The sequence below is a fragment of the Paenibacillus sp. J22FR21 genome (assembly GCF_056269135.1).
In genome coordinates this window covers 117,660-140,678 of record NZ_JBWDNJ010000005.1, presented here as the reverse complement: position 1 = coordinate 140,678, position 23,019 = coordinate 117,660, and the positions used below count along the sequence as shown (strand labels likewise).

Annotated in this window: 18 protein-coding genes; 12 read left to right on the top strand and 6 right to left on the bottom strand. The window is 52.5% G+C overall.

The annotated features are described in order from the left end of the window. Positions 1 to 78: 78 nt before the first annotated feature. Positions 79 to 1,155 carry an LCP family protein gene (locus AC0YNS_RS19105; RefSeq protein WP_475782574.1) on the bottom strand — a complete coding sequence of 359 codons (1,077 nt, stop codon included), beginning with the start codon at positions 1,153 to 1,155 and terminating at the stop codon, positions 79 to 81. A 260-nt stretch (positions 1,156 to 1,415) separates the two neighbouring features. Here AC0YNS_RS19105 and AC0YNS_RS19100 point away from each other — a divergent pair, with 260 nt between their 5' ends. The 4 genes from AC0YNS_RS19100 to bcp are packed head-to-tail and all read left to right on the top strand — an operon-like array spanning position 1,416 to position 4,624. Then, a complete protein-coding gene (locus AC0YNS_RS19100; RefSeq protein ID WP_475782573.1) occupies positions 1,416 to 2,534 on the top strand; it encodes an ABC transporter ATP-binding protein in 1,119 nt (372 codons plus the stop codon). Continuing rightward, positions 2,531 to 3,325 carry an ABC transporter permease gene (locus AC0YNS_RS19095; protein ID WP_091224106.1) on the top strand — a complete coding sequence of 265 codons (795 nt, stop codon included), beginning with the start codon at positions 2,531 to 2,533 and terminating at the stop codon, positions 3,323 to 3,325. The genes AC0YNS_RS19100 and AC0YNS_RS19095 overlap by 4 nt, the downstream gene beginning before the upstream one ends. A gap of 4 nt (positions 3,326 to 3,329) precedes the next feature. Beyond that, positions 3,330 to 4,121, top strand: coding sequence for an ABC transporter permease (locus tag AC0YNS_RS19090; protein ID WP_475782572.1), 792 nt, complete (start codon positions 3,330 to 3,332; stop codon positions 4,119 to 4,121). A gap of 20 nt (positions 4,122 to 4,141) precedes the next feature. After that, complete coding sequence (gene bcp / locus AC0YNS_RS19085; protein WP_475782571.1) at positions 4,142 to 4,624, top strand: thioredoxin-dependent thiol peroxidase; 483 nt, start codon at positions 4,142 to 4,144, stop codon at positions 4,622 to 4,624. 266 nt (positions 4,625 to 4,890) lie between these two features. Here the strand turns inward: bcp and AC0YNS_RS19080 are convergent, their stop codons facing one another. Then, positions 4,891 to 5,451, bottom strand: coding sequence for a GNAT family N-acetyltransferase (locus tag AC0YNS_RS19080; RefSeq protein WP_475782570.1), 561 nt, complete (start codon positions 5,449 to 5,451; stop codon positions 4,891 to 4,893). 180 nt (positions 5,452 to 5,631) lie between these two features. On the opposite strand from AC0YNS_RS19080, the gene AC0YNS_RS19075 reads away from it, so the two are divergent. From AC0YNS_RS19075 to AC0YNS_RS19065, 3 genes are read left to right on the top strand one after another with little or no spacing between them, the layout of a single operon-like run. Continuing rightward, positions 5,632 to 6,678, top strand: a complete 1,047-nt coding sequence (locus tag AC0YNS_RS19075) for an AAA family ATPase (protein ID WP_475782569.1) — start codon at positions 5,632 to 5,634, stop codon at positions 6,676 to 6,678. Continuing rightward, positions 6,675 to 8,198, top strand: a complete 1,524-nt coding sequence (locus AC0YNS_RS19070) for a DUF58 domain-containing protein (protein ID WP_475782568.1) — start codon at positions 6,675 to 6,677, stop codon at positions 8,196 to 8,198. The genes AC0YNS_RS19075 and AC0YNS_RS19070 overlap by 4 nt, the downstream gene beginning before the upstream one ends. Further along, complete coding sequence (locus AC0YNS_RS19065) at positions 8,176 to 10,821, top strand: transglutaminase-like domain-containing protein (protein WP_475782567.1); 2,646 nt, start codon at positions 8,176 to 8,178, stop codon at positions 10,819 to 10,821. The genes AC0YNS_RS19070 and AC0YNS_RS19065 overlap by 23 nt, the downstream gene beginning before the upstream one ends. Before the next feature lie 359 nt (positions 10,822 to 11,180). Here the strand turns inward: AC0YNS_RS19065 and AC0YNS_RS19060 are convergent, their stop codons facing one another. Together AC0YNS_RS19060 and AC0YNS_RS19055 are read right to left on the bottom strand one after the other, a co-directional pair. After that, a complete protein-coding gene (locus AC0YNS_RS19060) occupies positions 11,181 to 12,647 on the bottom strand; it encodes a bactofilin family protein (protein ID WP_475782566.1) in 1,467 nt (488 codons plus the stop codon). Further along, positions 12,619 to 13,623, bottom strand: a complete 1,005-nt coding sequence (locus AC0YNS_RS19055) for a M23 family metallopeptidase (RefSeq protein WP_475782565.1) — start codon at positions 13,621 to 13,623, stop codon at positions 12,619 to 12,621. Before AC0YNS_RS19055 ends, AC0YNS_RS19060 begins: the two co-directional genes overlap by 29 nt. A gap of 210 nt (positions 13,624 to 13,833) precedes the next feature. Between AC0YNS_RS19055 and AC0YNS_RS19050 the strand changes: the two genes are divergently transcribed. Then, positions 13,834 to 14,961: a ParM/StbA family protein gene (locus tag AC0YNS_RS19050; RefSeq protein ID WP_475782564.1), complete on the top strand. Its 1,128-nt coding sequence runs from the start codon at positions 13,834 to 13,836 to the stop codon at positions 14,959 to 14,961. Between the two features lie 595 nt (positions 14,962 to 15,556). Further along, positions 15,557 to 17,095 carry a glutamine-hydrolyzing GMP synthase gene (guaA, locus tag AC0YNS_RS19045; protein WP_475782563.1) on the top strand — a complete coding sequence of 513 codons (1,539 nt, stop codon included), beginning with the start codon at positions 15,557 to 15,559 and terminating at the stop codon, positions 17,093 to 17,095. A 305-nt stretch (positions 17,096 to 17,400) separates the two neighbouring features. On the opposite strand, the gene AC0YNS_RS19040 is transcribed toward guaA, so the two are convergent. Next, a complete protein-coding gene (locus AC0YNS_RS19040) occupies positions 17,401 to 18,183 on the bottom strand; it encodes a hypothetical protein (protein WP_475782562.1) in 783 nt (260 codons plus the stop codon). 338 nt (positions 18,184 to 18,521) lie between these two features. Between AC0YNS_RS19040 and AC0YNS_RS19035 the strand changes: the two genes are divergently transcribed. Then, a complete protein-coding gene (locus AC0YNS_RS19035) occupies positions 18,522 to 19,583 on the top strand; it encodes a peptidylprolyl isomerase (RefSeq protein ID WP_475782561.1) in 1,062 nt (353 codons plus the stop codon). Positions 19,584 to 19,865: 282 nt separating this feature from the next. On the opposite strand, the gene AC0YNS_RS19030 is transcribed toward AC0YNS_RS19035, so the two are convergent. Continuing rightward, on the bottom strand, positions 19,866 to 20,783 hold the full coding sequence (locus AC0YNS_RS19030) for a helix-turn-helix domain-containing protein (RefSeq protein WP_475782560.1): 918 nt from the start codon (positions 20,781 to 20,783) through the stop codon (positions 19,866 to 19,868). A gap of 155 nt (positions 20,784 to 20,938) precedes the next feature. Between AC0YNS_RS19030 and AC0YNS_RS19025 the strand changes: the two genes are divergently transcribed. Both AC0YNS_RS19025 and AC0YNS_RS19020 read left to right on the top strand, forming a co-directional pair. Continuing rightward, complete coding sequence (locus tag AC0YNS_RS19025; RefSeq protein WP_475782559.1) at positions 20,939 to 21,973, top strand: alcohol dehydrogenase catalytic domain-containing protein; 1,035 nt, start codon at positions 20,939 to 20,941, stop codon at positions 21,971 to 21,973. Beyond that, positions 21,970 to 22,965, top strand: a complete 996-nt coding sequence (locus AC0YNS_RS19020) for a Gfo/Idh/MocA family protein (protein ID WP_475782558.1) — start codon at positions 21,970 to 21,972, stop codon at positions 22,963 to 22,965. Before AC0YNS_RS19025 ends, AC0YNS_RS19020 begins: the two co-directional genes overlap by 4 nt. Positions 22,966 to 23,019 lie beyond the last annotated feature (54 nt).

The following is a 23,019-nucleotide window of genomic DNA, read 5'->3' as shown; positions in this document are numbered from 1 at the left end:
CCCAGAATCTGCAGTAGTACAACCAAAGAGAAGGTGAACAGACCGCCACCGGTCCATTCACCCTCCCTGCATAAAGCATTATTTGCTTCCGTTTGCCGTATTTCCGTTCGAGCTGCCGTTTGTTCCATTGCTTTCGGTCGCGTTACCGCTGCCCGCAACTGCCGGCGGAGTTGCCGCTGTATCCTTCGTCAGCTCGTCTTGTACGAACTGAAGCAGCTCGCTATCATCACGTACGGACAGCACGGACGCGCCGCCGACTTTCTTGTCGCCGATGAGCTCCATAGGAGGCACTTGGGCTTGACCCGCAATGTGAGTTTGAACGCCAAGCTGTGCGAGCTTGATCATGTCGGAAACTTCAATGTTGGATTCTACATAAGGCTGAATGCTGTCCACGATCTTCTTCATCTTGAGCAGGTTCCAACCGTTCTTCATCTTATCCGCAACCGCGTTCAGCAGCTTGCGTTGACGTTCTGTACGAGTGAAATCACTCATGGCATCGTGACGGAAACGAACATATTGCAACGCTGTCGTACCATCCAGATCCTGAATGCCTTTCTTCAGATGAATGTCATACCGGTTGCCGTCGGCATTATCGACGTAGTTCATATTCTTCTCAACCTCGAAGTTCTGAATGCCGCCGATCGCATCGATCAGAGATTTGAATCCTTCGAAGTCCGTATACACATAATATTGAATATCCAGACCAAGCAAGCCGCCGATGGTCTTCATAGCTAAGTTAGGACCGCCAAGCGCCAGTGCCGTATTAATCCGGCCATCTTCATGACCTTCAATGTCCACATACGTATCACGCAGCACGGAGAACAGATGCGCTTTCTTCGTCACCGGATCGACCGAAACGACCATCATGGAGTCGGAACGTGCAGTTTCGCTTTTTTTCAAGCCGCGGTTGTCGCCGCCCATAATGAGAATGTTGACGCGTTCAGTGCCTTCCCATTCGGGAGGCTTCTCCTCGGCAACCTCTTCAAATTGACCGAAGCGGGACTCTTCCTTAGGCTTGCTGAAGCCATCGAGTCCGTTGTAGACGCCGACACCTTGATAAACGAAATATCCGACCACCAAAGCTACTGCGACCAGTCCGCCAAACAGTGCCCATTTCCAGGGCTTCTTCTTCTTATTTTTCTGGGAGCGTGACATTAAAGATCTGTTCCTCCTTGTAATAGGTCCGTGTACGGATGGAGAATCCGAGGCCGACGCGGAGCAGGGGTAATGAGTCCTAGTGAATAGCTATAATTTAGGGTTGATTGTCCGGTGCCGATAAATTCACTATAGCATTACATATCATAAAATTATAAAATGGTTTGTCGTAGAGAAGCAAGTTTTATCTGATAGAATCGAAAAAGCCAGATATTTCCCAGGAAATGTCGAAGGTGAAGAAGAGAGGAGCTTAGCATCCTATGCTGGCAATAGATGTAAGGGATTTGCGAAAACAGTTCCAGGTTCAGAAGAACCGTGAAGGGCTCGGCGGTGCGCTGAAGGATCTGTTTAAACGGGAGTACAACGATATAACGGCTGTCAAAGACATCACCTTTCAAATTCCCCAAGGGGAGATTTGCGGTTACATAGGTGAGAACGGGGCGGGCAAATCAACGACGATCAAGATGCTGACAGGCATTCTTGTGCCGACATCCGGCCATCTGCAAGTAAACGGCTACGTTCCATACAAGGAACGGGAGAAGTTTGTGCGAGAAATCGGCGTTGTTTTCGGTCAGCGCAGTCAGCTCTGGTGGGATATCGGCGTCATCGAGTCGTTCCAGCTGCTTCGCAAAGTGTACCGTGTACCGGAAGCGGAATTCCGCGCGCGGCTTGATGAACTCGTGGAGCGGCTGCACCTTGGCGAACTGCTGAACCGACCTGTACGGAAGCTGAGCCTCGGTCAACGAATGCGCTGTGAGCTTGTTGCTTCGCTGCTGCACAACCCATCCATTGTGTTCCTCGATGAGCCTACGATCGGACTGGATATTGTCGTGAAAACGGAAATTCGGGAGTTTCTCAAAAAAATCAACCGCGAGCACGGCACGACCATTCTGCTTACCACTCACGACCTGCAAGATATTGAAGCCTTGTGCTCACGCGTTATTATGCTTGACGATGGCCGGATTATTTATGACGGCAGCTTGGATGAGCTGAAGTCGAGATGGAGCAAAGGGCGCGAGCTGCAATTCCAATTCGGCGAGCTGCCGCCGCATGATGTGCTGAAGCAGCTGACGGAAGGTTTGGAAGGCGTACACTGGACGATCGACAACGAGCTGACAGCAACCATGTGGCTGCCGCATGAAGTCAATGTGTCGGATGCCCTTTCCCGCGTAGTTGGCAGTAGGGCGGATATCCGCGATATTAAGATCACGGAAACGAACACGGACGATATCGTTCGTGAGATTTATCAATCCGGCTCCGCTTCCACGGAAGCGACGGAGAAGCTGAGCCAAAGCTCGGTAACGGCTGAAGCCGTCAACGAGGCTGGCAAAGTGCCGGTTGCTGCTGCCTCGGATAGGGAGAAGGAGCCGCAATCATGAACAGCGCCTATCTAGATCTCATCCGAATTCGGTTTCTCATGATGCTGGCCTATCGCGTTAATTACTACAGCGGTATCGTCATCTACACCATCAATATTGGCGCTTACTATTTCTTGTGGGAAGCGATCTTCGGTGAACAGAAGGTGCTAGCCGGCTTCACGCTGGCCCAAATGACAACCTACGTAGCGGTTTCCTGGATGGCAAGGGCTTTCTACTTCAATAACCTTGATCGTGAAATCGCAAACGAAATCCGTGACGGCAGCGTGGCGGTTCAATTCATCCGACCCTATAACTATTTGTTCGTGAAGCTGATGCAGGGCTTTGGTGAAGGGCTGTTCCGCTTATTGCTGTTCATGGGGCCGGGACTTGCGATTGTTTGTCTCATCTTCCCCGTGAAGCTGCCGACGGATCCCGGTGTATGGGGCATCTATGTGGTCATGCTGCTGTTCAGTTTCTTAATCAATACCCAAATCAATATGCTCGTGGGTTTGTTTGCCTTCTTCGTTGAGAATAACGAGGGGATGCTGCGGATGAAGCGCGTAGTCGTTGACTTGTTCTCCGGCGTTATCGTGCCGATTTCCTTCTTCCCGGGGTGGCTTGCAGTCACGATGAAATGGCTGCCTTTCCAAGCGATCACCTACCTGCCAAGCTCCGTCTTCACCGGCCGTACGGCAGGCGATGATGTGCTGCGAGTATTCGGAATTCAATTGATCTGGTTCGTTGTCTTGATCATTCCCATCGCATGGGTGTGGCGTCAGGCGCGGTCCCGATTGTTCGTGCAGGGAGGTTGAGGACATGTTTTATTGGTCGCTCGCAGTGGAATATATCAAGAACTATGCCAAAACAAAGCTAACCTACCGGATGGACTTCTGGATCGAGCTCTTATCTGACCTGTTGTTCCAAGGTGTCAATTTGATCTTTATCCTGATTGTGTTTCAACATACGCCTTCGCTTGGAGGCTGGTCGGAGGCGGAAGTGATTTTCGTCTATGGTTATTTCATGGTGCCTGCCGGCATCTTCGGTGCCGTCTTCAACATCTGGAACTTCAGCGAACGGTATATTGTCAAAGGGGAAATGGACCGTATACTGACGCGGCCAGCCTATAATCTGTATCAGGTGCTGCTCGAGAATCTCGATCCGGCGTCCTTGTTCGGTTCGCTTGTCGGCCTTATAATTATGGTGCTTGGCTGGGGAGATTTGGGGCTCGCGTTTTCGTTTACCGATATTCTCATGCTTGCTGTGTTTACAATCGGGTCGGTGATGATCTACGCAGGAATATTCACATCGCTGACGGCCATCTCATTCTATTCGGATGCGCCAACGGGTATACTGCCGCTGATGTACAACATTTCGAACTATGGCCGTTATCCGGTTAACATTTATAACAAAATCATTCGATTCCTGCTGACGTGGCTGCTGCCTTTTGCATTCGTCGGCGTCATCCCGGCTTCTTATTTCCTAGAGAAGGATCATGAAGGATTATCGTCGCTTGCGCTCCTTACGCCGGTTGTGGGAATTGTCGCATTCGCGATTGGCCTGACGATCTGGAATCATGGCGTGAAGCGCTACCGGGGTGCGGGATCTTAAGTAGTGGGGGAGAAGGTTCGATGGCCAGAGCGATTAAAGCAAAAGCATTTGTAGGGAAAAAAGCACCCGACTTTACGCTGCCTGCCTTAGGCGGCCGTGAGGTCAGCTTAAGTCAATTTGCGGGCAAGAAGGTTGTCTTGTTCTTCTATCCGAAGGATTTGACGCCGGCTTGTACGCAGGAGTCATGCGATTATCGGGATTCGTATGCAGCCTTCGGCGATAGTAATACGGTTGTGCTTGGAATCAGCATCGACGATGTGGCGACACATGAACGGTTTGCGGAGAAATACGAGCTGCCATACGAGCTGCTGGCTGACCCGGAGCATCGCGTGTGCGAGCTGTATGGCGTGTGGCAGATGAAGAAGCTGTACGGCAGAGAGTATATGGGACTCGTTCGCTCGACCTTCCTCGTCAATGAGAAAGGCAAGCTTGTGCGGGAATGGCGCAATTTGCGCGTGAAGGGGCATGTGCAAGAGGTGCTCGAAGCCGCGCAGGCGCTGTAGGTAGAGGTAGGGTTGTCAGGAGGGGGTTGTCCGGAAGCCGATTGGCTTGCTGGACAACCCCTTGTTGTATGTCGGGATGTTGGCACATAGCCACTAGTCGGAGCTGACGAACCGAATGGTTCGTTAGCTTTTCGAAGGGGAGAAATCCGGCCCAATAAGGCCCGTACGGTTCGTTAGCATATCGGTAGGGATGAATCTGACTAAGGCTGCTACGGTTCGGCACGTAATATCGTGTAAATGCATCGCCTGGTTGAGTTTTTACTGGTTTATCTGATCTTTGCAAATATACACGTGTCCCGCCACTCGCTGCCATCGGCGGAGAGGTCCTCGTTGCGAATAATCCCTTCCAGCTCAAAGCCGAGGCGCTGCGGAATCAGCATGCTCCTGGTGTTGAGCGTATCACAGCGTATCTCCAATCGACGGGCTTGCAGCTGCTCGAAGGCAAAGCTGCAGATCCCCTCAACAGCTTCGATCATATAACCCTGCCCGCTGTAGCGACTATCGATCCAATAACCGATTTCGAACTTGCGCACATCCCAGTCCAAGCCATGCAAGCTAGCCGATGCGATGAACGTTCCACAATCTCGTAGGAACACATGCAGGCGAAGATTTTCCCGCTGCAAAAACTTCACATGAGCCTCGCGAATTCCTCGTTCAGCGTCATACTCCGAATGCTCCTCTTGTGCCCATTTCATCCATGGCTTTAGCTCGTTAATCGAGGCATTCACAGCTTCCAGAACGGCCTTGCCGTCTCCGGGCAAAGGCATGCGAATGAACAAGCGCGCCGTAGTAAATTCATTGGGGAAATCAATCATTATGGGATCCATGGCAAACCCTCCATTACATCATCTTACGGGAAGCGTCACGTCTGTAAAAATTATCCTACAGCCTGCCCTGATTCATGTAAATAGAAACGTGTCTGAGAGGAAGGTGTAAAGAGAGCGCAGTCTGGCGAAACTATCAACTAGAGGAATTCATAGGTTGAAAGAGTAGGAGATGAAGCTCAAATGATACCCAAACAAATGTCGGAGCAGTCTTATGGCAGCAGAGTGGCGGAGCATGAGGGTAAAATCCAGCAGGATGCATGGCCGGAGGCAGCGCAGCAATCGCTGCAGCTCATGATGGCTAGAGTGAATAGCGTGCTGCTTGGCAAGAAAGAAGTTGTCACGCAGGTGTTCAGCGCATTGCTTGCAGGTGGGCATGTGCTGCTTGAGGATGTACCGGGAGTCGGCAAAACACTGCTCGTACGGGCCATCGCACGCGTAATGGGAGGCGAGTTCCGCCGCATTCAGTTTACTTCAGATATGCAGCCTGCCGATGTGGTAGGCGGGATGATTTGGGATGGCAAACGAGGCGAGCTCGTATTCCGGCAGGGGCCGCTGATGGCCAATGTCGTGCTTGCGGACGAAATTAACCGGACGCCCCCGCGTACGCAGTCCGCGCTGCTTGAAGCGATGGAAGAGCGGAGCGTGTCGGCAGATGGGGAGACGAGACTGCTGCCGCAGCCTTTTATGCTGCTCGCGACGCAAAATCCGCTGCGTGACGACGGCACGTATCCGCTGCCTGAAGCGCAGCTTGACCGGTTTATGATGCGGCTGTCGATCGGCTACCCGGCAGCGGAGGATGAGATTGCAATGCTGGAGGGAAAAACAGCGCAGCGCCTGCATCCGGAATCACTGCGTCCGGTCATCATACCGGAGGAATGGCTGCGGATGCAGCGGGATGCACTGTCCGTCCATGTGCATCCGGCGCTGATGGCTTATGCGGTTCACATTGTCAATGCGACCCGGACCTCGCAGGATCTGCTGCTTGGCGCAAGTCCGCGGGCAACGCTGGACTGGGTGCGAGCAGCTCAGGCAACCGCGTATATCGGAGGGCGGCGTTTTGTGGTGCCGGATGATTTGAAGCAAACGGCGGAGCATGTGCTGGCGCATCGACTGCTCGTGCGCGACGAAGCGCTGGTGCGCGGGAAAACAGCCGCCGCAGTGCTTGGGGCTATTATGTCTGCGCAGCCGATTCCGATTCCGTCCGGCGATGGCGGTCGTCGGCGATGAAACGGGCAGAGCAATCGGGGCCGGGGGAGACAGGGCAAGGGAGCGGGCTTGCGGGGCAAGGGCAAAGTTCGAAGGGACGAGGAGAGGCAGGATTGGCGGGGCAGGGGCAAAGAGAGGCGGGGCTTGCGAAGGCGGCGCCTGAAGTGTGGGGCGAAGGGTCGAGGCTGCGCAGTCGCTTTGTGGCGCGCGCAGTGTTGATTCTGCTGCTTGGTGCCAGCATGGCGGCGCTGCATGCGCGAGGGGGCGCAGTGGAGTGGCTGCTTGCTACGGTTACGGCGGCGGTGGCGTTTTGCTGCATTATTTTGCCGTATATGGCGGTAGGGAAAATTACTGTTGAGCGGTCGATAGCGGAAGCCGAAAGGCTGGTTGACGGCGGAGAAATGCAGGTCAAGCTAACGCTTCGGCTTAGCAGACCCGTGCCTTTCATGTGGCTGGGAATCAGCGAAGCCATCGTTCCTGCTACCGCGCAGTCCGGGAAGAGTCTGAAGGTGCAGGGTGCTTTTCTGCCTGGTTTTAAGCGTGTATTCCATATTCATTATTCGGTTCGCGGCTTGCGGCGTGGTGAGTCCAACTATAGCCCGCTGCAAGTATCTGCTGGGGATATGCTGGGCTTGACCGTTCGTAAATTTGAAGTGGCCTGTCCAGGCAGTCTGCTTGTTCATGCGATGGCGCCGGCTGGGGAAGCTTTTGCGGATTTGCCGGGTTTCCGGCCAAGTGCCAAGAGCAGTGAACGTCAGCCTATCGCGTCGCTCGGCGGCCAGATGATAACGGCGGCTGCGCGTGCAAGCCGAGGCGGAGCGGGTCCGGACGTGCGAAGCTATATCCCCGGCGATTCGCCTAGGCGAGTAGATTGGCGCGCGATGGCCAGGGGGCTTGGGATGCAGACGCGAATCAGCAATGCGGAAGAGGCGGGCCAGCTCATCGTGCTGCTGGATACGTCGAAAGCCGCCTATGGCGGTGACACGAGGCTCTTCGATGCCCATGTCGGGCGTGCTGTCCTTGTGATGAGGCAGGCGGTGAGGGAAGGCAAAAGCGTTGTTTTGCTAACCACGGAGGAACTAGAGCTTGTCGTGCGCGCGGGAGAGAGAAGTGCTCAGTTAGCTGCGGAGGAGAAGCTTGCTCGCTTACAGTGGGAAACTTCCCCTCGGAAGCCGCTGTCGCAGTGTCTCTCTGATGTAGTGGCGGGAATGCCACGCGGCTCGGCGCTGATTTGTCTGACTGCGGGTACGAAAGGTGCCGGTGCTGTAGCGAGGGAATCAAGCGCCTCGGAAAATGTGTTCTACGGCGCTAAACTCGCAGGTGTGCGAGGCGTGAAGCTGGTACTGCTGTTATCTTTTGCAGAGACCGAGGCGGCTCCGGCGGAAGTGAACTGGCGAGCACGGCTTCAAGGCACGGACTGCAGCGTGAAGGCTTTGCCTGTACCGCTGTCCTACCGGAAACAAGTGCCGGTAATGGCGGAATTGAGTATGACTGCGAACGGGGAAGGAGGCGTCATGGATGTCAGCACAGCAAGCAGCTAACAGCGGCGGCAGTGGTGCGCAGCTATCGAAGCGGCAGCGAGAGCGGACGGGGCTGGATTTTTTTCAAATGGGATCGCGCCGGCTCGTAACGAGCTTGCTGCTGTTTGGGCTGATCGTGGAATGGCTTCTCCCGCTTGCACAGCTGAAGGAATATACGGAACTGTATCAGGTGGAGCCGCTGCTCGCGACTGTCGGTTTGTTTCTCGTTGTCGGCCTGTTTGTCCCTCCGACATGGTTATCCATTGTGCTCAATAGCGTGATTACGATTGGGACGGTCCTTATTCTCTTTCAGGGGCAGTATCCTTCGGTGCAGGATGCGCTGGTGGGGTTGGTGCATGCGTTTACGCATGATCTGAGCCAATTGCTTCATGGAAAAATAGTGCTGAGCGGAGAAATGCGAACGATGCTGCTTGTCAGCGGACTTGGGATGATGGCGCTGGCACTGCAGTCCTTAGTGTGGCTTAGGCAGTGGGGGCTGGGGCTTACCGCGCTGACGGTCGTGTATTTGCTGATGCTTTATGGGTTCCTTGGTCTGCAGGTGTTTCCGAATCTGATGCGTGCGCTGGCGGAAGGGCTGCTGCTCGGTGCGCTGGTCACGGTGCCTCGTATGGAGAGATTAATCGGATTCAATCTGTTCGTCCGCACGAGGGATGATGGTAACAAGCAGATGGCAGGCTGGTCGCTCCCTTGGTGGAACGGGTCGGCGTGGATGGTCGTTCTCATACTGGCAATAGGCATTGGAGCTGTATGGAGCTTAGCCAGACAAACGCCGAACGAGCCGGCCCCATGGGCTGCGGAAGCTGTAGATTGGGGACAGCAGAAGCTGCTTGAGCATCAGAATGGAGGAGCGGGGCGTCACGATCAAGTTACTACTGCGGAGGAAGCGATGGCTGCTGCGGGATTCGGTGACTCGGGCATGACCGGCTATGGGATCGACGATCAGGTGCTGGGGAGTTCGTTAACGCAAAACCATGCGGTCTTATTCACCGTTGCTTCGAAAGAAGCGACCTACTTGCGCGCCGAAAGCAAATCCGACTATACCGGCAAAGGCTGGGTGCAAAATGTTCATGATTGGCTCACGCTGAATGTATCCACCTACGAAGCGGAGGAAGACGCGCGTCTGTTGGTGCAAACGATAACGGCCGTGCATCCGACAGCCGGCTGGCCGCTGCTGGCAGGCGGTGCGGAGGCGAGGATTACCGCTATCCGGATGCTGGACGGCGAAACGGCCGGTTATAGGCGCGATTCGGCGACAGGAGCGCTCTATCCGATTGACGAAAACGATCGGGTGGTCAGCTATACGGTGGCCGCGGAGCTGCCGGAGCTGGCACTGGATGAGCTGAGGAAGCTGTCGGCGAACGTGGAGCCGGTGGTTGGTGGAGTTGGGGATGGGACGGAAGCAGAGTCGGAGACAGGTACAGGGACAGGGACAGGGGCAGGGACGGAGACAGGTACGGGGACAATGACGAGTTCGAGTGTTGCATCGGCGGGCGGGCGCGCTTTTGTTGAGACGGTAGCTCTAGAGGATGCATATACGCAGCTGCCTAAGGAACTGCCTGCGCGGGTCGGGGAGCTGGCTTCGCAGATTGTCGCGGATGCCGGGAATCCTGCGAGCCGCTACGATCAAGTGGAGGCCATTGCGGCGTATTTGCGCAGCCGCTATGCGTACTCGCTGCAGTCGTCGGTTCCGGCTGAGGGAACCGACTTTGTCGATGATTTTTTGTTCCGCCAGCAGCAAGGGTACTGTGTGCATTTTGCGTCGGCGATGACGGTTATGCTGCGGACGCAAGGGATTCCTGCGCGTTACGTGAAGGGGTTTGCGCCGGGCGAGGCTGTCGAGAATAAAGCCGGCGGCGCAGCGGGACTGTACACCGTGCGTGCAAGTGATGCGCACGCTTGGGTGGAGGTGTTTTTCCCGGGCGTCGGCTGGCTGCCGTTTGAGCCGACGCCGGGTTTTGCGGCACCGGGCAGCGGTGCCGCCGGCGAAGCCCTGTTGCCTGCCGGAGCAGGCAATGGGGCGCAGCAAGGCGCTGCCGCAGGCGCCGATGGCGCAGCCGGGGCTGCGGCGGGCGGCGAAGCCGCAAGCACCGCCGCCGGCGCGCTGGCGGGGCGCTTGGCAGCGCAGCTGCAGGCGGCGGCGCAGCATGCCGCCGATGCCGCGCAGCGCGGGGCGCATGCCCTCGCGCAAGCGGCGCAAGGCGCCATGGCGGCGAAGCCGTGGGCCATGGCCGCGCTAGCCGCGAGCGCCGTCGGCGCAGCCGGGCTCGCCCTGGCGGCCGCGCGGCGGCGCAAGAGCGAACGCTTCGCGTTCGGAAGCGCGCTGCGCCGCTATGGCAGCGCGCTTCAAGCGGGCCGTCATACCGCGGCCCGCGGGCACTTCCTCCAGCTCGCGGATGCCTGCTGGCGCGAGCTGTATAGCAGGTGCGGTGCGAAACCGCTGCACCGCACCACACGCGAATTCGCAGCGGAGGCGCTGCCGGGCCTGCCGCCGGAAACCGCGAAGCTGGTCGCTGAATTTGTGCGCTGGGATGAAGCGGCGCGCTATGACGCGCATTGGCACAATCAGCCAACGCTTCAGCAAATGACCGTATTGGTCGCGGGCTTACAAGCGCGCCAAACCTAAAAAAGGCTGTTTCAAAACGTCCGCGAAATGCGACGGTTGAAACAGCCTTTTGTTTATTCTTTCACAGGGGACCCGATATGCTGATTCCCGCGAGAAAATGTTGCAGAATATGCAGGAAATCACTCTTCCCGCTGCTTCGAACAGTAATTTGTTGCTCAAACTGCAACATCGATAGGAGATAAGACTGCCAAACGGCATAATGAGCTGAAAATGCTGCAAACAAAGCAACATTTTACTCAATTCAGGCTGTTTACCTCGGAAATGTTGCAGATTGCGCAACATTCTGATTCATCTAGCGCATATCCCTTGTACATCCTGGTACTTCGCACCAAACTGCACAAGATGCATCTATTCGCTGCTTACCAGTTCTTAAGCAGAGCCGCGGCTTCCGCAGCACTGCGAGCGTTGGATTGGTTTTGAAATGTCTCTTTCTCCGATTGCGCTGGCTCGTTAGTCGAAGCGTTGCCATTGGCAAGCTCCTCGAAACCGTAGCTATACACGTTCTCAGCAGGGTTCAAAGGTTCCGACCCGTTTATAACGTGCTCTTCCGGAGAGTCGACAGTAAGCTGAACTACGCTAACTTCTTCAACTTCTGAAGATTCAACCACCGCTTCCGCTTGTGCGACTACATCATCAACGCCGGCCTCAGTGCCGACCCCGTCTTGTTGTTCCACGCTCGCATAAACGCTATCCTCCACACGAATCTCGCTCACCTCGAAGCTCTCCGAACTTGCTGTATCATCCCCGAAGCTCCCCGCACGAGCCTCATCATCCCCTAAGCTCCCCGAACTAGCCTCACCAGCCAATGAACTCCCTACATCCACATTATCACTCTCGAAACTGCCGGTATCCAGCACCAGATCCACCGCACTCACCATGTCCTCATCCATCAGCTCCGAGTGCTCACTGACGAATTCCGACCCTGCAGCGGTTTCAGCGGCAACGTTACTGTCACTGACGTCGGCTTCCGACCAAATCACGCCGCTCAAAGCAGCACGCTCCGCCTCATTGATGCCTTGGTTGATCCGAATCACGACTTGATTAAACGCTTCTTTGTCTTTACTAGCATCTCGTTCAGCTCGGTCATTGCCAATACTCGCAACTCGTTCAGCCCGGTCTTCGCCTCTACCCGCCAGATCTGCCGACGACGCAGCGCCAGCGGCTGCACTAATCGGCTTGCCGCCTCCGCTGATACTACTGATAAAAGCTTTTCCGCTTTCCCGGAGCGGATCTCCTGCTTTACCTTCAGCTTCGCTGCCTTCGTTACCGACTGTCGTCTCATCGGTTTCACTTGGTTTCTCAATTGCACGGTAACTGATCTTCTTCGGAGCGGCCCATACAACAGCACCGTCTTCACCAACCACCATATCTCTGCGGTCATATCCACTGCGGCGCTCTACACCCGTGTAGCTGCCGCTGTTTCCGCTTCGTCGTTCAATTCCGGTTCTGCGATCAGCAGGGTTGACTGCAGGTTCGTCCTGGTCCATTGTACTTTTCCCCTGGAAAAGACCACCGTCTTCAATCATCAACGTAGCTGCAGTCATGTCGCCATATAACTTACCTGTGGAGGTGATGGTCAATTTCCCTAAAATATGCACATTACCGGTGACTTGTCCGGCAAGAGTGACATTGCGAGCCGTGATATTCGATACGGCAAAACCGCTTTCTCCGACGACGACATCGCCGTCACAGGAAATATCTCCGCGCAGCTGACCTTCCAAACGGACGCCGCCCGCAGAGCGGATCGTGCCTTCAACAATCGTACCTTCCCCGATGAACGTATCGGTCAGCTTGGCGCTAATCTTGTCTCTTTTCCAATTGAACATCAGTTGGTATCCCCTTTATCCCCATTTTTAAATATGGTTTTGGATCGACAGACACCCCATACTTCATCACTTCAAAATGAAGATGAGGACCTGTGCTGCGGCCTGTTGAACCGAGCAAACCAATAAGATCGCCTTGCTCGATGCGGTCCCCTTTTTGCGTCAGTACCTTGTACAAATGCATATATTTAGTAGCAATGCCGTTCTTGTGAGAGACGACAATGTAATTCCCGCGTTCAGACATATATCCGGTTTCTTGTACGTAGCCATCTGCCGCCGCGAAGACGGAATCGCCTGTTTTGCCGGCAATGTCCATGCCTTTATGTACCCCGGGGTGGTTCGTGAAAGGATCAATTCGGACCCCGAACAAAGAGGTAATGCGCTCCGATTCCGTTGGCCAATAAGTAGGCGTTAGTCGAAGGACTTGCTTCTTTTTTTGCACCTCTTTAGAGGTAGAGGTCAGTCTGTTCTTCAATTCATTGATTTCGCCGCCGATAGAAGTATAGAACGATTTGGTCTGATCTACGAGCTCCCGGATATCTGCATCGGTTGCGTCCAACTGCTCGCCTCCAACGCCGTCTCCGTCCGTTTCCTTAGCCGACTTGGAAGTAGAGAGTCCGACGAGCGATTTCATATCGGATTCCAGCTTGTTCAGTTCTTCCATTCGGGCATCTACGGCATCGGCCTGCTGGGCCAGTTGAACCAGATCGGTTTGCAGCTTAGTAATAAGCGCCTCTTTGTCTGCCAGCTGAACTTGATGGGCCTCGGAGTCCGAAGCGATCTGAAGATGAAGCCGTTCCAGCTGACGGTTGTTGCGTTCATGAAGCAGGTATAACGTTGATGCTATTACGATCAACAAGGAGATAAGGATCGGAATCACCAGTAATAGGGCGGCAGAAACCCGAAACCGCAGCGCTGGCTTGCTGCCGTCTGGTAAGACAAGAAAGGTGAAATGGGTGTTGCGTGGGAAAAGTTTCATGCTTACCTCCTACGTTTTGTGTTTGAGCTTACGTTTCTATGTGTCCATAGTCATGGCAAAAAACATACATACCGAACTATTTCGGCAGATTGAACCAGAAAACTTAGACGTAGCGAAAAAAGAATAACAAAAAAGGATTTTGTCGCCATATAGCGAATTGAAACTCCTTAACAGCGGAATTAGGCTATGACAACGAACGGAGGCACTCTTGTGATCAAAATTGCAGGTATTGACGTAGGAAACGATAGTGTGAAGCTGGTGATTGATGGTGCATCGGAGCCGATTGTAGTCCCAAGTATTCTCTCCCCGGGCTATGAGCGTCATATTTTTCAAGATGAGGATTCACCGCTTAAAGCACTAGACGTACGTGTATACAGTCCTAAATTAAAGAAAAACAACCAACGCTACTTCGTAGGCTTGCTGGCGATGGAAGATCAAGATATTTCGGAGCTCGAAGAGACCGATAACAAAGCGACCAGCGATCAAGCGTTGATCGTGGCGCTGACGGCACTTGCTTATGCTGGGCTGACCAGTCAAACCTATGAGCCGGTAGAGGGACAAACGACGCAAGCGGTAGAGTATATCGTGGGAACGGGTTTGCCGGTACGTACCTATGCAGGTTTTCACAAAACGTTCGAGGAACGCCTGGTAGGCGAGCATGAGGTTACCTTCCTTTCCACGCCGAAGCTGCGCGGCCGCTCGATTCGCGTCATTATCAAACGTGCGGTTGTTTCCATTGAAGGCGCAGCAGCGCTGTTCCACATGGCCACACACGACAACCTGACAGTGAAGAACGAAGAGCTGTACTACGGCTGCATCGGTATTTGTGAAATGGGTGCGCTCACGACGGATTTCCCGGTCATTAAACGAATGAGTATCGATAACCAGTTCAGCACAGGCGAGCAATTCGGCCTTGCGACTTATTTGGACAATATCATTCGTGACGTCGAAGATCAGTTCGGTCACCGCTTCCCGAGCCGCACGAAGCTGATTCAACGCATCAAGAACCGTGACTACATCATCCATCGGATTGGTGAAGGTCAGGCGGATATTCGTCCGATCGTGGACAACTACTTTAGCCGTGCTGCGAATAAAGTACTTGATCTGATTCTGAAGCGTTGGAAGAAGAACCCCGACATCCAGTGCTTCTATATGCTGGGCGGCGGAGCTTCCGCACTCCGCGAGTACATCAACGAGGCGGCTGGCTCCGTTCGAATTCGTTTCGTGAACGACAGCGAATTCCAGAACGTCTACGGCTACCTGAAGCTGGCCAAGAACAAAACGAACCAATCCATCGCGGCCACAACAGCAGTTGCAGCCACAAGCGAGCAAGAATAGAACGATCGTATGAAGAGAGTCGGGCTGCCTGTAGAAGGCGGTTCGACTTTTTTAGTTGGCTGGGGCGGATGTAGCTCACCCAGAGGTCTACATCCGCCGAAAACGCGGGAATTCGCAGAAAGCAGCTCTCCCAGAGATCTTATGACCTCCCTCAAAGTCGCTCCCCGATGTCTAACGGTTGCCAGAGCGCCTAATCGCCCAATTATCGGCATCCGATAATTGTAACGGTTGCCAGGGAGGCTATTTTGCGATTTAGGTGTGGTTTTGGGCCGTAAAAGGGTAGATAAGCCCTCTGACAACCGTTAGCCTAAATTCAAAGCCAAATAACACCAAATAAGCGTCGTGGCAACCGTTAGAACATCGCCCCTTTGCCCTGGCAGGGGATTGTATCTACCGCCTCCCAGGGGAGCATCAACTCCCCATAAATTGCACTCAGATCCCGTCGCCAAAGACGCTTTCACTCATTCATCTCAAGTTCCACCTGCCGGACGGCCAGCTGTTCTCCACATCCTTATCGTATTGCCTCCATTCGCCTTGACTGTCACTTACCGCCTATATATAATTGACACAATGATTTGAGGGAGGCTTTAAAAAAGTGGACAAGCCAAATGAAATGATCGTCGTCCTCGATTTCGGCGGACAGTACAACCAGTTAATTGCAAGACGTATTCGGGATTTGGGTGTATACAGCGAAATGCTGCCATACAATACTTCGGTGGAACGGATCCGCGAGCTGCAGCCGAAAGGCATCGTGTTCTCGGGAGGACCCGCAAGTGTGTATGAAGAGAAATCTCCGCTTGTAGACCCTGCGATTTATGATCTGGGATTGCCAATCTTCGGTATTTGCTACGGCATGCAGCTGATTGCGCACCAACTTGACGGTAAAGTTGAGCGTGCAGGCAAACGCGAATACGGCAAAGCTGACGTAGAGTTCATCGCGGGCAGCGAGCTTGTGAAGGATCTCGACAGCAAACAAACCGTATGGATGAGCCACGGCGACCATGTTGTGGAATTGCCTGCAGGCTTCCGCGTTGATGCGAGCACGGACCATGCGCCGATCGCGGCGATGAGTAATCCGGATCGCAAAGTATTCGCGGTTCAATTCCATCCGGAAGTACGTCACTCCGTACAAGGGAACGAAATGATTCGCAACTTCCTCTATAACGTGTGCGGCTGCGAAGGCAACTGGAGCATGACTACGTTTATTGATGACACGATCCGCGATATCCGTGCACAAGTGGGCAATGGCAAAGTGCTGTGCGCTCTGTCCGGCGGCGTAGATTCCTCTGTTGTAGCGATTTTGCTGCACAAAGCAATCGGCGACCAGCTGACTTGCATGTTTATCGATCACGGCTTGCTGCGTAAAGACGAAGCAGAAGGCGTTATGGAAACGTTCGTAGGCAAGTTCGATATGAAGGTTGTCAAAATCGATGCCAAAGAGCGCTTCATGGGCAAGCTGAAAGGCGTCGACGATCCCGAGCAGAAGCGCAAAATCATCGGCAACGAGTTCATCTACGTGTTCCAAGAGGAATCCGCGAAATTCGACGATTTCGAATTCTTGGCCCAGGGCACGCTTTACACCGATATCGTGGAGAGCGGTACGGCTACTGCACAAACCATCAAGTCGCATCACAATGTCGGCGGCTTGCCGGAAGATATTAAATTCAAGCTCGTTGAACCGCTTAAGACGTTGTTCAAGGATGAGGTTCGTAAAGTCGGCGAAGAATGCGGTCTGCCTGAAGCGATCGTATGGCGTCAACCGTTCCCAGGCCCGGGTCTTGCCATCCGCGTGCTTGGCGAAGTAACCGAAGAAAAGCTGAAGATCGTTCGCGATTCCGATGCGATTCTGCGTGATGAGATTGCCAAAGCAGGTCTTGACCGCGAAATTTGGCAGTATTTCACGGCATTGCCGAACATGAAGAGCGTTGGCGTAATGGGCGATGCGCGTACGTATTCGTACACGGTCGGCATTCGCGCCGTTACTTCCATCGACGGAATGACTGCAGACTGGGCGCGTATTCCATGGGACGTTCTCGAGAAAATCTCGGTACGTATCGTTAACGAAGTGGATAACGTTAACCGTATCGTTTACGATGTAACGTCGAAACCGCCTGCTACAATTGAGTGGGAATAGGTTGGATAATTATTGCTGCCTTCAATTGCTCGGAAGCCTTGCTACATAAGGGTTTACGGCATTGACGGCATTGAGATTCCACGTACACCTGCTACAATAGAGTGCATACAATTACTCTCTTTTATTTGCGTTATTTAGCAAATTGAAGGGAGTATTTTTTATGACCGCAATATCACTTGAACCCCTTTTCAGCATAAAACAGGCATACACAAAAAGAGAGATGGAAACAACCCCATCCCTCATCCCATCTTTTTAGATTTGTTTGTCAGGAACCCCCTTTTTGGAGGTCTACTCTATTGGATTAATTAATTTGTAACATCAACAAGCGTTGTGTCAATGCTGTTGATTTCGTCAGCTGACAGTGGATTGTCGCCATTGGTTTGAGCGCCAACTGCATCAGATGCATTGCCAGCATCTTGTACAGCTTGGTTGGCGTTGTTTAGCTCTGTGTTCAATCGCTCAATCTCAGTCGCCTGTTCATTTGGGCTGGCGTTGTTAAGCTCTGTCTTCAATCGCTCAATCTCAGTCGCCTGTTCAGCATTCTTAGCTTGCAGTTCTGCTTTTTCATCATTAAGCCATCCGATTTGTTCATTAAGATTCATAATCGTGTTACCTAATTGTCCAATCTGACTCTGCAACTGCTCAACTAAACGACTATACCCACGTTGATTCACTCTGAGTTGTTGGTTTTCTAGATCTAATTTATCGAGTTGTTTTTGAAGATCGATAACTTGAGCCTGAAGCTGGCTGACTTGTCCGGCAAGTTGAGCTCTGTCAGACTGCGAAGCCGCCAATTCAGTTTTAAGATGTTGAATAATTTCGTTTGCAGCCGCAATGCGTGAGTTTGCGTTTGCCTTTACATCGTTGATCTTAGCAAGCAACTTGGACTCATTTGCTTCGTAAGTATTTACCTTGTTGCCAAGACCGGTTAACTGGTTGGTGATGGTAGCAAGCGTTGCACTTCCAGTGAATGTTAATCCTACTGTTGCTGCATATGCGCTACCTGCAATCATAGTAAGTGCAATTGCCCCAGTTGCTACTGCGATTACTACTTTCTTGTTTCTTTGCTTTTTGTTCGTTAATCTCATGGAACTTTGATCTCCTTTTGCGCCTCTGCGCGGTATTCGTTTAATAAACAGAATAGTAAGCGACTTGTAAATTTTTACTAAAATGATACAAACGGTATATTACAATGATACGAATTGTATATTGAAAAGGTTGTCGAACTTTGCGCCACAATAAAATAGGCACATTTCCGATCAAAAACTCCTTTCTATCTGCGTTAATTCGAAATAGAAGGGAGTTTTTTTATGACCAATTTAAAGATTGGATCAAAATGGTTTATGTATCCAAAGTAATGAGATAGAATCCTAGTATGAAATTCATTAGCAATCATCATAAATGATTCCAGCGGGAGGTTTATTTTGTGATTAAAAGTAAAGTGGGAATAACAGCACTGATCGTAGTGGGCATGACGCTCGCGGCAGGTGCGGGAGCGTACGCAGCAACGAAGATTAGCTTAGTTGTAAATGGTAAGAAATCGACGGTAGAACCGGTATCCATTAAGGGGGTTACTTACGTTCCTATTCGCTCCGCCGCTGAGATGCTCGGTGCAACTGTCAACTACAATGCCGCTTCGAATTCAGTCATTATTGCGAGCAAGCCCGAAAATTCTCCATTAGGCGATGCGGGTAATCAAGCGGTTGGTTCCGTTAACGGCACATCGATTACCAGGAACCAGCTGTACACGGAGATGGCTGCAGTTGGCGGAGCACAAACGTTGGACAACCTCATTCAAGATGAGCTTATTAAGCAAGAGGCGAATAAAAAAGGGATCGTAATCAGCGACAAAGATGTGGATGCGGAAATAGAGAAAATCAAGAAGCGCTTCCCGTCTGAAGCGGAGTTTGAAACTGCCCTGCAGCAAGCGGGCATGACGCTCGAAGATTTGAGGAAGCAAACACCGATGCAGCTTCGTATTCGGAAGATCATAGAGCCGCGTGTGAAAGTGACTGATGCAGATGTAAAACAATTTTTCGAAGCAAATAGAGCTGAATTCGATGAGCCTGAGCAGGTCAAAGCATCGCATATCTTAGTCGCGACGAAAGCAGAAGCTGATGAAATCCTGAAGCAGTTGAAGGCAGGAGCGGATTTTGCAAAGCTGGCGAAAGAGAAATCAACTGACATAGGAAGTGGTGCCGCTGGCGGTGATCTTGGCTACTTCAGCAAGGGCGACATGGTCCCAGAGTTTGAAAATGCAGCGTTCTCGCTTAAAGTTGGCGAGCTTAGCGAGCCGATCAAGTCGGAGTATGGTTATCACATCATCAAAGTAAGCGACCATAAGGCGGCGAAGGCAGCGACACTTGCAGAGAAACAAGCTGAAATTAAGGAACAGCTCATCAGTCAGAAGGTTCAAGAACTTTCCCCATCAATGCTGGCAGAGCTGAAGTCTAAGGCGAAAATTACGAATACGCTTAAAGGAAAGTAATCAAGAACATAACCTCCGCAGTTATTACATACGGGAAGCTACGATCAAATCGAATCTTCGGTACGCGCATTAGTGGACGGAGTCGCTGAAGAAGGGTATCGAGTCAAAGGAAAAATCCATGAGATTTTCATGAATCACCCGCATTGCAATCCCCCGGAGAAGCTTAACATTCTTCTAAGACAAGAGCTCTGTGTGAATGGGGAATAGCCAGTTTGTCACGTGTTCAAAAAGCCTCAATTTCCGCCCAATGCGGGGATTGAGGCTTTTTATGTTATGTACGAATCATTCCCCATCGTGCTCTTCCGAGCTCTGCCGATACCCGCTCGGCGTTAGCGCGGTAATCTGTTTGAACGCTTTGGAGAAATGGGAAGCGTTGGCGAAGCCGCAATAGTCGGCGATTACCTCGAGATGCAGATCGGTGGAGCGCAGCAGCTCTTGTGCTTTGCCGACTCGCATCCCTACGAGGTAACTGTGCGGCGGCTCGCCGAAGACTTGTTTGAATATGAGGCAGAAATGGGATTCGGAGTAACCGATATGCTGCGCCATGTCAGCGATGCTTAGCGGTGCTGACAGATTGGAGGATAAATAAGCTTCCATGCGCGCTCTGAATCGGTGCTCATAGTAATCAGTAGTCGGGCTTTGGCGGTCGCTGCTGCCAATGAGCTGTATCAGCAGTTCCATCGCCAATTGCTGCACCTTTATCATGCTGACCACGTCGTGATTTTTGAAATTATCGATCATTTGCATGAGGGTTTGTTTCAGCTTCTTCGCGTTCTCAGGAACGATGATCGGTGGGAGCTGGGCCAGTCCCAATTCATCAAGCCGCAGCTGCAGCAGCTCGGCATATTTGGTCAGCGTCGTCATCCCCGGCGTGGTGACGAAGCTCTGTTCGCGAAGCGGATTATAGAAGAAATCCAGATGAGCGTTCGGGACGACGCAATCGCCGTAACCGTGCGTTGTAAACAGCAGCCCGGGTTGGATTAGCGCAAATTCCCCCTCCAGCAGCTCATACTCCTTCCCTTCGATTGTCAGCACGTAGCGCCCCTTGTCCAAATACAGAAACAGGTAGTCAAGTAGCCGCCTCGGTCCTTGAAAGAAATCAGAACGCTCGAAGGTATAGCACAGCCGAACATGTGGGGAGACGTGATAGTTCATCATATTGTCCTTCGTATTGTCCTTCGTATTGTCCTTCAATTCCATCCCGAACGCCCTTTCATATGCTTAGAGGAATAAGTGTTTTTGACAAGAAAACCATGGATTCCTGTAAGGAAAATTACGTTCAATATTATATCATTATTCGTATATTCAAGTATATTCACAATAACTTTTGGCGGCATAGAGGAGGAGATTTGACAATGGAAAACACTAGCGCAATTGGTTTGATGACGGTCCCGGTTTTTGCAGGGGGAGGGCGAATCGAATATGGGGAAAAAGAGATCCCGGTGCCAGGTCCCGGCCAGTTGCTTCTGAAGGTCAAAGCGAACGCCTTGTGCGGTTCGGATCGGGGACAATTCGAGCATGGAACAAGCGTCGTGCCGGGCCATGAAGCTGCGGGTGTCGTCGTTGCTGCGGGAGCTGATACAGTCACACGAGAAGGTGCGCATGGTGTTGTTTTCCTCATGGATTTCTGCAGCGTATGCCGGAATTGCAAGTCGGGCTTCACGAATCTATGCCTCAATAAACGTGCGGATTACGGTTTCTCGCATGATGGCGGCTATACGCCTTATATGCTGGTGAACGAAAATGTTTTTTTTGAAATAGACGCTTCTATTCCGATGGCGGAAGCAACGATACTGCTGGATATTATGGGGACCGGGGGACATGCCATCCAGCGCGGCCTTCAAGTGCTCCCGAACATCGGATCTGCGGTTATTGCAGGCGCCGGCCCAATCGGACTTGGTGTTCTGGCCATGACGAAACTGCTTCTCGGCGAGGAAACGCCTGTATTCATCATGGATTTCAACGAATATCGTCTTCAATTGGCGGAGCGGATGGGGGCGATTCCTGTGTACCTTGGCCGCGAGAGTGTTCGTGAGCGGTTGGACGCGATGCAGTTTGAGGGTGTCGATCTGGCCGTAGATACAAGCGGCAGAACGGCGGCACGCCAATCCATACTTTCCGTTCTAAACAAGCCCGGTGCACTCGTATGCGTGGGACACGGCGAAGGACTGAGCTTGCAGGTTTCCGGCGATCTAATCGCGACGGAGCGGACGGTGCTTGGCAGCGAGTATTTCCGCTATCAGGATTTGGTGGACAATCATGAACGGCTCTTAGCGAACCTGCCTTATCTCAAGCAAATCATTACGCATCGATTCCCGCAAAGTAAACTCCAAGAAGCGTATGAGTTATTTTTCCAAGGGAATACCGGAAAGGTGATCGTCGAACAATGAGCGAGACGAAGAAAGTCAAAGTAGCATTAGTCGGCACAGGCGGCTGGGGAAAGCAGCATGCCAGAATTTTCGATGCCCATGAGCATGTGCAATTCTGCGCGTTGGTTGGGCGAAATCCGGAGAAAGCAAGGGAGCGTGCCGAGGAGTTTCACACGACGGCTTATACGGATCTTGCCGTTATGCTGGAGAAGGAACAGCCTGATTTGGTCAGCCTATGCCTGCCGAATCAGGGGCATTTCGAAACGACGCTTCAAATCATTCAGGCAGGTGTGCCGTTATTCGTGGAGAAGCCCTTGGTGTTCTCCTTGCGAGAAGCGGATATGCTGTTGAACGAAGCAGACAAGCGGGGGTTGTTCTTTGCGATCAACTTCAATCATAGGTATGCCAAGCCTGTCCAACTGGCTCGTGAAGCGATTGACGCAGGGCGGCTGGGGCAATTGACTTTCGCATCTTGGCGCTTCGGTGGAGACGGTTCGAGCACTCATCCGCAAGCCAATCTCATCGAGACGCAATGCCACGGTTTCGACATGCTGGAGCATCTGTGTGGCCCAATCGAAGCGGTGTCAGCAGAGATGTCCGACTTGACGGGGGGAGGCTTCAGAACCCTTGCACTTGCATTGAAATTCAGCAGCGGCGCGGTTGGCACGCTCATCGGTACTTACGATTCTTCTTACGCATATCCGGATACGCACCGTGTTGAACTCGACGGTACGAAAGGACGGATCGTGATTCACGATACGGTCAAGAAGTATACGTTCCATCCTTCAGGTAGCGAGCTGGGTGAAACCTGGGAGGCGGGATACTTCAACGATGTCGATCGCCAGTTCCATCTTACGATGGATAAACATGTGGATGCCATGCTGGCAGCATTCATGGCCGGGCAGCAGCCTCCCATTCCTGCAACTGCCGGGTATCGTGCTTTGGCTATCGCGGATGCGGCCATTCGTTCGTTTGAAAGTGGCAGACGAGTTAAGGTGGATGCAGCTCGTTGACCGAATGAGTATAGTCGCCGTATAAAATTTTGGCCCCCAAGGCAGTAGCCTACG

Excerpts from the sequence above, each read along its gene's own strand:
- AC0YNS_RS19090 (WP_475782572.1), top strand. The coding sequence starts at position 3,330 with ATGTTTTATTGGTCGCTCGCAGTGGAATATATCAAGAACTATGCCAAA.
- AC0YNS_RS19065 (WP_475782567.1), top strand. The coding sequence starts at position 8,176 with ATGTCAGCACAGCAAGCAGCTAACAGCGGCGGCAGTGGTGCGCAGCTA.
- AC0YNS_RS19080 (WP_475782570.1), bottom strand. The coding sequence starts at position 5,451 with ATGGATCCCATAATGATTGATTTCCCCAATGAATTTACTACGGCGCGC.
- AC0YNS_RS19020 (WP_475782558.1), top strand. The coding sequence starts at position 21,970 with ATGAGCGAGACGAAGAAAGTCAAAGTAGCATTAGTCGGCACAGGCGGC.
- bcp (WP_475782571.1), top strand. The coding sequence starts at position 4,142 with ATGGCCAGAGCGATTAAAGCAAAAGCATTTGTAGGGAAAAAAGCACCC.
- AC0YNS_RS19070 (WP_475782568.1), top strand. The coding sequence starts at position 6,675 with ATGAAACGGGCAGAGCAATCGGGGCCGGGGGAGACAGGGCAAGGGAGC.
- AC0YNS_RS19105 (WP_475782574.1), bottom strand. The coding sequence starts at position 1,155 with ATGTCACGCTCCCAGAAAAATAAGAAGAAGAAGCCCTGGAAATGGGCA.
- AC0YNS_RS19055 (WP_475782565.1), bottom strand. The coding sequence starts at position 13,623 with ATGAAACTTTTCCCACGCAACACCCATTTCACCTTTCTTGTCTTACCA.
- AC0YNS_RS19025 (WP_475782559.1), top strand. The coding sequence starts at position 20,939 with ATGGAAAACACTAGCGCAATTGGTTTGATGACGGTCCCGGTTTTTGCA.
- AC0YNS_RS19030 (WP_475782560.1), bottom strand. The coding sequence starts at position 20,783 with ATGGAATTGAAGGACAATACGAAGGACAATACGAAGGACAATATGATG.
- AC0YNS_RS19095 (WP_091224106.1), top strand. The coding sequence starts at position 2,531 with ATGAACAGCGCCTATCTAGATCTCATCCGAATTCGGTTTCTCATGATG.
- AC0YNS_RS19060 (WP_475782566.1), bottom strand. The coding sequence starts at position 12,647 with ATGTTCAATTGGAAAAGAGACAAGATTAGCGCCAAGCTGACCGATACG.
- AC0YNS_RS19100 (WP_475782573.1), top strand. The coding sequence starts at position 1,416 with ATGCTGGCAATAGATGTAAGGGATTTGCGAAAACAGTTCCAGGTTCAG.
- AC0YNS_RS19040 (WP_475782562.1), bottom strand. The coding sequence starts at position 18,183 with ATGAGATTAACGAACAAAAAGCAAAGAAACAAGAAAGTAGTAATCGCA.
- AC0YNS_RS19075 (WP_475782569.1), top strand. The coding sequence starts at position 5,632 with ATGATACCCAAACAAATGTCGGAGCAGTCTTATGGCAGCAGAGTGGCG.